This window comes from Cecembia rubra (assembly GCF_003014575.1).
In the GTDB taxonomy this organism is placed as follows: Bacteria; Bacteroidota; Bacteroidia; order Cytophagales; family Cyclobacteriaceae; genus Cecembia_A; species Cecembia_A rubra.
Genome location: NZ_PYGF01000013.1, coordinates 37,746 through 48,706, shown reverse-complemented (window position 1 = coordinate 48,706; position 10,961 = coordinate 37,746). Strand labels below are relative to the sequence as shown.

General features: G+C 38.8%; 9 protein-coding genes. 6 read left to right on the top strand and 3 right to left on the bottom strand.

Annotated features, from left to right (window positions below; translation table 11 throughout):
• The first annotated feature begins 19 nt into the window (after positions 1–19).
• Genes CLV48_RS17730 through CLV48_RS17720 form a run of 3 tightly spaced genes read left to right on the top strand, consistent with a single transcriptional unit; the run spans position 20 to position 5,454 of the window.
• The gene (locus CLV48_RS17730; RefSeq protein WP_106568631.1) at positions 20–1,063 is read left to right on the top strand and encodes an NAD(P)/FAD-dependent oxidoreductase; all 1,044 of its coding nucleotides are present in this window, start codon (positions 20–22) and stop codon (positions 1,061–1,063) included.
• Between the two features lie 47 nt (positions 1,064–1,110).
• On the top strand, positions 1,111–4,557 hold the full coding sequence (locus tag CLV48_RS17725; RefSeq protein WP_106568630.1) for a WD40 repeat domain-containing protein: 3,447 nt from the start codon (positions 1,111–1,113) through the stop codon (positions 4,555–4,557).
• Positions 4,558–4,575: 18 nt separating this feature from the next.
• Complete coding sequence (locus tag CLV48_RS17720; RefSeq protein WP_106568629.1) at positions 4,576–5,454, top strand: YicC/YloC family endoribonuclease; 879 nt, start codon at positions 4,576–4,578, stop codon at positions 5,452–5,454.
• Between the two features lie 25 nt (positions 5,455–5,479).
• Here the strand turns inward: CLV48_RS17720 and cdaA are convergent, their stop codons facing one another.
• Both cdaA and folP read right to left on the bottom strand, forming a co-directional pair.
• Positions 5,480–6,349 carry a diadenylate cyclase CdaA gene (gene cdaA / locus CLV48_RS17715; protein ID WP_106568628.1) on the bottom strand — a complete coding sequence of 290 codons (870 nt, stop codon included), beginning with the start codon at positions 6,347–6,349 and terminating at the stop codon, positions 5,480–5,482.
• Positions 6,346–7,230 (bottom strand): dihydropteroate synthase, encoded by an 885-nt coding sequence (folP, locus tag CLV48_RS17710; protein ID WP_211299970.1) that lies wholly within the window; start codon positions 7,228–7,230, stop codon positions 6,346–6,348. Before folP ends, cdaA begins: the two co-directional genes overlap by 4 nt.
• A gap of 14 nt (positions 7,231–7,244) precedes the next feature.
• Here folP and CLV48_RS17705 point away from each other — a divergent pair, with 14 nt between their 5' ends.
• From CLV48_RS17705 to CLV48_RS17695, 3 genes are read left to right on the top strand one after another with little or no spacing between them, the layout of a single operon-like run.
• Positions 7,245–7,793, top strand: coding sequence for a DUF1599 domain-containing protein (locus CLV48_RS17705; protein WP_106568627.1), 549 nt, complete (start codon positions 7,245–7,247; stop codon positions 7,791–7,793).
• Positions 7,786–8,883, top strand: coding sequence for a BT_3928 family protein (locus CLV48_RS17700; protein WP_106568626.1), 1,098 nt, complete (start codon positions 7,786–7,788; stop codon positions 8,881–8,883). The genes CLV48_RS17705 and CLV48_RS17700 overlap by 8 nt, the downstream gene beginning before the upstream one ends.
• Positions 8,883–9,413: a shikimate kinase gene (locus tag CLV48_RS17695; protein WP_106568625.1), complete on the top strand. Its 531-nt coding sequence runs from the start codon at positions 8,883–8,885 to the stop codon at positions 9,411–9,413. The genes CLV48_RS17700 and CLV48_RS17695 overlap by 1 nt, the downstream gene beginning before the upstream one ends.
• On the opposite strand, the gene CLV48_RS17690 is transcribed toward CLV48_RS17695, so the two are convergent.
• The gene (locus CLV48_RS17690) at positions 9,403–10,893 is read right to left on the bottom strand and encodes an OmpP1/FadL family transporter (protein WP_106568624.1); all 1,491 of its coding nucleotides are present in this window, start codon (positions 10,891–10,893) and stop codon (positions 9,403–9,405) included. The genes CLV48_RS17695 and CLV48_RS17690 overlap by 11 nt on opposite strands.
• Positions 10,894–10,961: the final 68 nt, after the last annotated feature.

Genomic DNA, 10,961 nt, shown 5'->3' with positions numbered 1-10,961 from the left:
AAAGAATATATTTTTGGGCATGGAAGTAGATTTTTTACTCATTGGTCAGGGCCTTGCCGGAACTGCTCTTTCTTACAGGATGGCAGAAAATGGTCTCAGTTTCATTATTTATGATACTCCTGCTGCCAACGTGAGCAGTAGGGTAGCGGCAGGCTTGTACAATCCGGTGACTGGCAAAAAAATGGTCAGGACCTGGCTTGCAGACCGCTTATTTCCTGAAATCGAGCCATTTTACCAATCCCTTGAGGAATTTTTAGGAAAGAGGTTTTTGGTGCAGAAACAGATCTATAGACCATTCCTGAATATTGAAGAGCAAAATGAGTGGATGGGACACAGTGGGGATCCTTTTTTGCAGCCCTATTTTGAGAAAATCTTTACCAGGGAAGTGTATAAGGAGGTAATCAACCCATATGGAGGTATTCTATTAAAGAATTCAGGCTATTTGGAAATTCCAGTTCTTTTGGATGCTTATGCGAAACGGATGGTTGATGCTGGCTTTTTGAGGCAGGAGTATTTTGATGAAGAAGTTTTGCTGGTAGATAATGAAGGAGTTAGGTATAAGGATGTCAAAGCGAAAGGAATCATCTTTTGCAATGGCCTTGGGGCGATGAAAAGCCATTTTTTCAGCAATTTACCTTTTGCGCCAGTTAAAGGAGAGATTATGGATATTCAACAGGAATTTCATCCTGAGGAAATTATCAATAGGGGAGTTTTTAGGATTTCGCTTTCCAATGGTCTGCATAGGGTCGGCTCCACTTACAGTTGGCATGATTTGGAACTGGGGCCTACCGAAAGGGGGAAAAATGAAATTCTTGAGAAATTGGATAAACTTGTCAAACTAAAAGAAAGGCAAATTGTCAGGCATGTTCATGGGCTCCGGCCGGCAACCAAGGACAGAAGGCCTTTTTTGGGTAAACATCCAAGCTTCAAAAACGTTTACATTTTCAATGGTTTCGGAGCCAAAGGAGTTTCGTTGATTCCTTATTTCAGTAAAGTCTTTATGGAGTTGTTGATTGAGGGAAAAGAACCAGAAATTGAGGCAAACATCAAACGTTGTAAATGAGCATAATAAATTTTTAAGTATATTTAAGTCGAAGTGTATATAACCGCATGAAAGGAAAGTTGAAGCACATTTTATATTCGATTTTGATTTTATTGGCTGTTCACCCTGCCTTCTCACAGTTTGACAGGGAAAGGTTCGGTAAAAGCAGGGTTCAACATGAAACAATAGAATGGTATCAGTATACCTCCAATAATTTTGAAGTCTTTTATTACGGTGGAGGCATGAATAATGCCCGCATGGCAATAGATTATCTGGAAAAGGAATTTGATCGGTTGACCCAACAAATAGGTTATGTGGCCTATACCAAGCCTAAAATTTTCATTTACAATTCCGCAGAAGAGCGCCTGCAGAGTAACGTTAACCTGAACAAGGACCAGTTTACCATTGATGGGCAGAAATTTTTCAGCCGTTTGATAGGGGAGGTGGCCTATTCTGGAACATGGGAGCAGTTCAAAAAAGACCTTATTTATACTACTTCAAAAGTGATAATTGAAGAAATGCTTTATGGTTCCACCATTGCTGATGCATTTCAGTCAACTCTGATTAACAGTTTTCCGGATTGGTATATTGATGGTGCCGCCATGTATTTGGCTTATGGCTGGAGCAGAGAGATGGATGATTTTGTCAGACATTATTTAAGAGATAATAAGAGTGTCAAATTACACCGTTATAAAGAAAAAGAAGCGGCACTTTTGGGTCAGTCAGTCTGGAATTTCATAGTTGAGAGATATGGGAGAAGGTATATGTCCAGCATACTTAATCTAAGCAGAATCAACAGGAATGAAGAGAACAGCATAGCCAATACTATTGGAGTGAATTTCAATGTGTTTCTTGAGCAGTGGAGGCAATACTATGAAAGCTCCAATCAACAGGTTTTCAACGCTTTCAAGGACATCAAAAAAGAGAATGTTATCAGGAGCACAGGCCCTAATCATGAAGGCATTATCAATGATATCAAGTTCAGCCCAGACGCAAAACATCTTGCCTATGTCGTCAACAATGGGGGAAGATACAAGGTACTAGTCAGGGAATTAAGCACAGGTAGGGAAATAAATATTTATTCGGGAGGGTCCATTTCCAATGAGTTGCCTGTCAATAAAACCTCACCTATTATTGCTTGGAGAGATACTTTGAATTTGGCAATTGCCACCTTTAGGAGAGGGACTACGACGATGCGGATGAGAGCCATTGATGGTTCGGCTCAAGATAAAATTTTCCTTAGGAATATTACCCAAATACTTAGCCTTGATTTTAATTCGACAGGTAGAAATATGGTCCTTTCGGCCATTGCCAATGGGAAAACAGATATTTACAGTTTGAATGCAAGAGGTGTTGGCAGGAGGCTTACCAATGATGTGTTTGATAATATCACTCCAGTATTTTTAAATGATAGCACGGTGATTTACGCCTCAAACTTCACCGAAATTCCAGACTCCCTATTGACAAGGGCTCCTGATGTAAAGTTATTGCCGGATTATTTTAACCTCTTCAAGTATGATTTAAGGGATTCATTGCCCATTGAGAAGCTTACCAACATGAATCATAAAGCCTTCCAGCCCAGGGTAATGAATTCTAATAATATCCTATTGATCAGTGATCAAAGTGGAATTAACAATTTAATGCGGCTGACAATTTCCAATGGGATAGCAAGTCAAGTTTCTGCTTTTAATAGAAGTATTGAAGCATTTGACTATTCCTCTAAGGCCAACAGGATTGCATATTCTTACAGAGATGGAAACCAAAGCCGTCTGGTAGTAGAAAGTTTTTCAAATTTAGATCAGTTTACCCCAAGTACTCCTAGGATCCAATTGATGCAGGCCAAAACCCTCTCAGAAAGATTGGCCATCAGAAAAGCTGAAGAACAAGCTACAGAGGACGCCTCTTCCCCTGTTAGGGAACTTCCCAGAGAGAGAAGAGCAATGCAACGTGCAATAGATCCAATGGCTACCGACACTTCTCAAGTTAGGCCTGATACGCTAAGAAATATAAGACTGGAGGACCTGATGTCGGGAATTCCTGTTACCGTTGCTCCACAATTGGGAAGACCGGATTCTTTACAGCGTACGGAAACAGAGGTTTTTGATACTGTGCCCAGGCCAAAAAGTCTGACAGGTGCAATCAGTATGGATAGGTTAAGGTTTGAAAGAAGGGCCGGAGTCGATACAGACAACTATATTTTTGACACTATTCCACAGGCTCAAAGCCAATTGACAGAAAGACCACAGACTGTAGCAGGGCAAAGAAGTAATCTCCTGGAAAACTTCAGAAGGCAGACCTCCCAAAGGAGAGTCACTGGTCCAGCAAGGATGAAACCTCAGTTTATTACCAATAACCTTGGCACAGACTGGGTAGTAGATCCATTAAGAGGTTTTGGAATTTCACTATCTGGAAAAATGACAGATATACTGGATGACCATGTTTTTCAAGGAGGTATCATGTTTCCATTGGATTTCAGATCAGGAAGTGATATTTTCTTCGAATATGAATACCTCAAACAAAGGATAGATGCAAGATTGAGATTTGACAGAAGGGCTATTCAGATAATTCAGGGGGAAACCTTCCAGAAATATGTCATCAATAAAGTTGAAATGGGTTTTGCTTATCCATTCAATACCCATAGTAGGTTCAGTTTGGCTCCTTTTGTTGCCAGGACACAATATTTCAACCTCAATTCGGATTCCATTCTATTTGGACAAGTGCCAGAACAAAATAGATTTGATGTACAATATGCAGGAGGTCGCGCAGAATTTGTTTTTGACAGGACAGAGACTTTGGGCTTGTTTATGCAACAAGGGATGAAGGCAAAGGTTGGGTTTGTACATTATCAGGGATTAAATCACTCATCAAGGTCCTTCTCAAATTTTTACCTCGACTTCAGAAATTATCAGAAAATTCATAAAAACATCACATTTGCATCCAGGTTATACGCAGGCTCCTTCTTTGGTCAAAACCCTCAAAATTACCTGGTTGGCGGCATGAACAACTGGTTATTCAATCAGTTTTATAATCCTCCGGCCAACAGACCAGAGCAATCTCCGGTCAGAAATCCATCAGGAGTTGAGAATTCCAATATCTTATTTGCCGAGTTTGTCGACCTGAGAGGGTATTTATTTGATGAAATTAGGGGGAGAAATGTGATCACTTTCACTAATGAGCTCAGGATTCCATTGTTTGCTTATTTATCAAGGGGGAACATTACTTCAAACTTTGTCAGGAACTTTCAGATGGTTGCTTTTTATGATATAGGTTCTGCCTGGAATGATGCTGCACCATGGGAGAGGGTCAATGATCAAAATACAGAAGTGATTACCTCACCAGGTTCTCCTTTCAAAATCACTATCAATAATTTCAATAACCCATGGCTCCAAAGCTATGGAGCTGGCTTAAGAACAGTCTTGCTTAACTATTACTTTAAATTTGATTTGGCAAGGCCAGTTAGAAATTTTCAACGTGATGATATGAGATTTTATGTTACCTTCGGGTATAATTTCTAATCGATTGCATAATTCTTTATGATTAAATCAATGACCGGCTATGGACTGGCCGGAGTCGATAATGACAAATTCATTATCAGTGTGGAGGTAAAAACCTTGAACTCAAAGTTTTTGGACCTCTCCATAAGAAGTCCCAAGCAGTTTTCTGACAAAGAACTTGAAATCAGGAATTTAGTTACTAAAATACTGGACAGGGGAAAGGTAAATCTAACCATAGAATTTACCAATAAAGAAGGGGTAGATCTTCCCGTTTCAATAAATGAAGAATTGTTCCGATCCTATTATTTCACATACAATAAGTTAGCGGAGGTAACAGGTGCCAAAACAGAGGATTTGTTTAAACTGGCTTTGCAGTCTCCGAGTGTAATTACCCATGTAGTAGAAAAAACCTCTGCTTCTGAAGAATGGGAAGCCGTAAAAGTGGTTTTGGAAGAAGCTTTAAACAAATGCGATTCCTTTAGGATAGATGAAGGGTCCGTATTGCAAAGCAAGTTTTTGGAGAATCTTTCCATCATTAGGGATTGTCTTCAGCATATCAAAACCTCCGATCCATTAAGAAAAGACAGAATCAGGAACAGAATACGTAGCAATTTCAGAGAGTGGTTGGAAGAAAATGATTTTGACAAGAACCGTTTTGAACAGGAACTCATCTATTATTTTGAAAAGATTGATATTACTGAAGAAATAGTCAGGCTAGAAACCCATCTGGATTATTTTGAAAAAAACCTCTTAGAAGACAATAATCAAGGGAAAAAACTTGGCTTTATTTCTCAGGAAATTGGTAGAGAGATCAATACTATAGGTTCTAAGGCAAATGATGCAGACATGCAGCGTTTTGTAGTCCAGATGAAAGATGAGCTGGAAAAAATCAAAGAGCAATCATTGAATATACTTTAAAAAAAGGCGCTTTATGCGCCTTTTTTTATACATTACTAGTACGGGTCCTTTTTAAATTTTGTCTTTCATAAGCTGAAATTGGCTCAAACTTTTCATCGATATCCACACCTGAGAGGTAGTCATTGATAAACTCCCTCACTTCTTGAAAAGAAAGGTTATGTAAAATCTTACCGTTCTTGGCCAATGAAACCTGACCTGTCTCCTCGGAAATTACTAAAACCAAGGTGTCAGTGGCTTCCGACATCCCTATAGCTGCCCTATGTCTTAATCCAAATTGGGCTGGGACATCTCTTTCAGTCACAGGCAATATGCATCTTGCAGCTTTGACTTTTCCATTGTAAACAATAACTGCTCCATCATGCAGGGGGCTGTATTTATTAAAAATGGAAACAAGTAATCTTTTGGAGACTACAGCATCTAAAATATCCCCGCTTTCTGCGTAAAATTTCAGCTCAGAATTGCTTGAAATAACCATTAATGCACCGGTATTGGTCCCTGAAAGGCTCTTGGAGGCTTCAATAATGGGATTGATATTAAAGGCCTGAGATTCCCGTTTTTTCCAAAATAGCAATTCCTGTAGGAAGTTTTCATTGGACAGGAAGGAAGATCTTCCGATGATCAAAAGGAATTTCCTGATCTCCGGTGCAAAGATGATGATGGCAGCAATGACACCTACGCCCATGAACTGACCTAGAATGATGGATAGTAACTCCATCCGCAATGCGCTCACCAATAGGTAAATGAGATATATAGAAAGGAAGCCGAGAAAGATCTTAATTGCGACACTTCCTCTCAGTAATTTGTAAACCTGATAAATAAGCATACTCACCAATGTGATATCTATGATATTCACTATGGAGATGTCCAAAAATCCTATTTTAAATAAAAGATTCAACTGTATAGTCGGTTAAATAATTTTATGGTTTGTTTTGCTTCTTTCACATCATGTACCCTTACCAAATTTGCCCCATTTATGAGCGCAGCCATATTCAAAGCTGTAGTTCCATTTAGGGCCTCCTCTGCAGAAATTTCCAAAGTTTTATAAATCATAGACTTTCTTGAAATCCCTACCAAAATAGGTGATTGAATTGTTTTAAAGTAAGATAAATTTTTGAGAATCCAATAATTTTGTTCCAAAGTTTTGGCAAAACCAAACCCAGGATCAAATATCACATCTTTTATGCCAGCTTTTTTACATTCTTCTTTTTTTCTGGCAAAAAAAAGCATGATTTCAGAAAGGATATCCCTGTAATCTGTCAACGATTGCATATCCTTGGGAGTTCCCCTCATGTGCATGGCAATATAGGGTACATCCATCATTCCTACGGCCCGAATCATCTCCGGATCAAGTTCACCTGATGAGATATCATTGATCAAATCTGCTCCTGAATTAATCCCTTCCTCTGCGACTTTGGCTCTGAAAGTATCCACTGAAATCAATATTTCAGGAAATTTTGACTTTATGGCCCGGATGGCAGGAACAACACGGTCAAGCTCTTCATTTAAACTCACTTCTTCTGCTCCTGGTCTGGAGCTATATCCTCCGATATCTAGAATATCAGCACCCTCTTGGATCATCTGCTCTGCCTTATGTAGAATTTGATCCATATTTCCAAATAGCCTACTCCCGGTATAAAATGAATCAGGTGTGATATTTAAAATCCCCATCACCCATGGTCTGTCCAATATCAAAAGCTTTCCTTTACTACGGAGTGTTATTTTTGATGGAAATGATATATCTTCGGAATCCAAAGTTTTAGGGAATAATTCAGTCATTAAAGTTAAGAGGTTTGAAAACAGAAACAGTCAGCGAATATAATCAAGTAATCAGGCATTGTAAAGAACTTTTCAAGAAGAAAACTGTGGATTATGGAACTGCATGGAGAATTTTGAGATTGCCTTCAATTACAGATCAGATATTTATCAAAGCACAGCGTATCCGCTCTGTTCAGGAAAAAGGCAGCCAAAAAGTAAATGATCCAATAGTTGATGAATTTGTCGGAATAATCAATTACTGCCTTATTGCTTTGATGCAGATTTCCCTGCTTAAGGATGAAAGATTGGAATTGAGTTATGAAGATCTCGAACCGCTTTATGACCATTGGGTAGATGCTACAAGGGGTTTATTGGAGAATAAGAACCATGATTATGGTGAAGCTTGGAGGGACATGCGTGTGTCTTCCATGACAGACATAATTTTGATGAAATTGTACAGGGTCAAACAAATTGAAGATAATCAAGGCGTCACAATTGTTTCAGAAGGTATTGAAGCCAATTATCAGGATATGATCAATTATGCAGTCTTTTGTTTAATTAAATTAGGATATCATCATGCTTAAAAATGCCCTTTTATTTATCATCCGATTGTTTGTTGGTGGCCTGTTTATTTTTTCAGGTCTCATTAAGGTCAATGATCCGGTGGGAACTGCCATCAAACTGGAAGAGTATTTTGATGTATTTTCAAATGACATCGCCTCTTTTTTTTACATTTTTAAGGATATAGCATTGCCATTGGCTGTTTTCTTGGTAGTGGCAGAGGTTGTATTGGGTGTTATGCTTATCTTAGGTGTTAGGTTAAAGTTAACTGTATGGGCTTTATCCTTAATGATTTTGTTTTTTACATTTTTGACATTTTACAGTGCCTATTTCAATAAGGTTACTGATTGTGGCTGTTTTGGAGATGCCATCAAACTGACCCCATGGGAGTCTTTTACTAAGGATGTTATCCTTTTGGTACTGATCGGCATCTTATTTATTTATCGGAAAGATCTAAGCAATGATGGGCCTACATGGGCCAAATGGACTACACGGATAAGTTTGGTGCTTTCCATTTATTTGGCTATTACCGCTATAAGGAATTTGCCATTTATTGACTTTAGAGCCTATAAGGAGGGGGTGAATATTCCAGAAGCCATGTTGCCATCTGCTCCACTTCAGTACAATTATGTGATGAAGAAAGGAGATGATTTGTTTGTTTTTGATCAGTATCCCACTGAGGAAGGATATGATTTTGTGGAAATGAAGTTGGTCAATGAGGATGCCTTGCCTAAGATTTCAGATTTTGCAGTTTGGAATGAAAATGGGGACTTTACAGAAGAAATTCTTAGAGGTAAGAAAGCCGTGGTTTTGGTTACCAATATTGCCAAAATGGATAAATCGCATTTGGATAAAATAGACGCAATGTTAATGGGGATTCAAAAAAGTGATATTGATCCCGTATTGGTTGCAGCTTCTTCTGAAGAGGAAATTAAGGCGCTTATTGCTGAAAGGAAATGGGATTTGGAAGGTTATCAAGGAGATGCTACCGTAATTAAGACCATTATGCGATCCAACCCTGGGCTGATGCTTTTAAAAGATGGCGTGGTGATCAAGAAATATCATTATAGAAATACGCCTACATATTCCGAAGTGTTAGAATTATTGAGGTAATGAGAACCCCACTTAAAATTGTCCTGGTTGGTCTTCCTGGATCTGGGAAATCAAGTTTGGGCAAGCTACTGGCCAAGCAGCTCAATTTTGTATTTATTGATCTAGACCATTTGATTGAGCAGGAAACAGGGAAGAAAATCAGTGAGATTTTTGCAGAACAAGGAGAGGGGAAGTTCCGGGAGTTGGAGAGTATTTACCTGAACAAAGTCCTTGATGGAGTGGAAGGTTTTGTGCTGTCAACAGGAGGGGGAACACCCTGTTTTAATGATAACATGGATCTGATCAATGAAAAGGCTGTATCAGTCTATTTGGAAGTTCCTTTAGAGGAGATTTTAAAAAGGTTATCCAATGATCAAATTGGAAAGAGACCATTGTTTTCAGGATTAGGTCAGGGGGAAATTATCCTGAAATTAAAAAACCTTTTGGCTTCTAGGGAGATGTATTATTTGCAATCAAAAATAAAGCTCCAGGGAGAAGATATCTCCCCGGAGATGTTGATTTCTGAATTGATGACCTTTTTTAGAAATTAATTCCAAAAGTCAGCATTCCAGTATTAATTCTGTTTTTAATTGATATGACAGGGCCAATATTAACACCATTTTCGATCAGCGTATAGGAACTGTAAAGCTGGTCAAATGAAGAGTTGATGAAGGCAAAATCAACATAAAATTTATCTAATCTCATTCCAAATCCACCTGTAATCTGTTGCATACTTCTGTCAAATCCTGCCGGGTTGGCAAATGGATCACCATATAAAGCATAGCCTCCTCTGATTCTCCAAATATCAAATCGGTATTCTCCACCGACCCTATAATTAAAGGTTTGTCCAAAAAGTGCCCGGATTTCCCGGTTATCTTCAGCTGGACTGAAATCTCTGGATCTGATGGAGTTGTTGCTGTAATCTAAAAAATCTATGTCAGCTGTAATGAAGCCATTTTTTCCAAAGAAGTAAGTAGCGCCTGCACTGAACCGCATAGGTGTAGTCAGATTCCATCTACTTAGGATGATATCTGTGGCGGCTTCCTGTCTTCTTAAGAAGACATTTTCAGGCTCAAAGAAGAAATTGTCAAATAGGTTGGACATCCTGGCCTCGTATTGTTCATCGATGGTGTACCAAGTAGGGGATTGGAAGTTGACCCCAAGGTTCAATTGTTCAATAGGTTTGTATATAATGCCCAGATTGATACTTGCGCCATAACCTTCCTGGCTTAAGTTTTCGATAATGGTAGTGGTTGAAAGAGGTTCATCTAAGAATTCTTCTCCATAGTCTTTGGATGAGTTGTACACCAAGGATGTTAGACCCAAACTAGCGCCTATAAAGAGTTTATTTATGAAATTAGCCCCATATGAAAAACTTGTCTGACTGATACGTCCATCCGAAACAACTTGTTCATCTGCAAATGGAGCATTTTCTATACCTACAAAAGGGCTATACTGATTATTGGCAATTGGGTTAATTAAGAATGTTTCATATGCCAAGCTAGTTAATCCTGTCAGTTGATTTGGAGGAGTTCCATTAGCCCTTTGAACAAAAAGGTCTTGAATTGAAGATTGGCTAGGTATATCAGAAAAATATCCAAATTCTGTATTGAAAAGGTTGTTCCTATTGAAGCTAATTCCGAATGTACCTCCTTTAAAAGCACTGGTTGAAAGGGGGCCTTTGGGTCTGCTGATTACCAAACTTAGGTTAGGTACACTAAAGTTGTTGGTTTTAGTCTGTTGAAGTTGGTCCAGATAGTTGGTCTCCGTGGTCCAGGTTCCATAAGAAGGAGTAAAGCTAAACTCAGATCTTCTAAAAAAACCAAGTCCTGCCGGGTTGGTATGGATATTTGAAACATCGCCTCCGAGTGAGGTCTGTGCCCCGCCTAATCCCATAATCCGGGCTGATCCAGTGGAGCGGAACTGACTGAATCTTAAAGCATCTTCAAAGTATCCGATCTGTGCTTCTGCCCATCCCATGAAGAATAAGCTGGTTGCTGTAGTCAATAAAGCTTTTTTAAATGAAATCATATAAAATCATGCTATTTTATAACATTGTTGCAATCAAATAATATGCCTTTAATTTGTTTTTGGGGTAA

What these genes read in the sequence shown, in the direction of transcription:
- folP (WP_211299970.1), bottom strand. Translation starts at nt 7,230, where the DNA reads ATGACTGAATTATTCCCTAAAACTTTGGATTCCGAAGATATATCATTT.
- CLV48_RS17720 (WP_106568629.1), top strand. Translation starts at nt 4,576, where the DNA reads ATGATTAAATCAATGACCGGCTATGGACTGGCCGGAGTCGATAATGAC.
- CLV48_RS17695 (WP_106568625.1), top strand. Translation starts at nt 8,883, where the DNA reads ATGAGAACCCCACTTAAAATTGTCCTGGTTGGTCTTCCTGGATCTGGG.
- CLV48_RS17690 (WP_106568624.1), bottom strand. Translation starts at nt 10,893, where the DNA reads ATGATTTCATTTAAAAAAGCTTTATTGACTACAGCAACCAGCTTATTC.
- CLV48_RS17700 (WP_106568626.1), top strand. Translation starts at nt 7,786, where the DNA reads ATGCTTAAAAATGCCCTTTTATTTATCATCCGATTGTTTGTTGGTGGC.
- CLV48_RS17730 (WP_106568631.1), top strand. Translation starts at nt 20, where the DNA reads ATGGAAGTAGATTTTTTACTCATTGGTCAGGGCCTTGCCGGAACTGCT.
- CLV48_RS17725 (WP_106568630.1), top strand. Translation starts at nt 1,111, where the DNA reads ATGAAAGGAAAGTTGAAGCACATTTTATATTCGATTTTGATTTTATTG.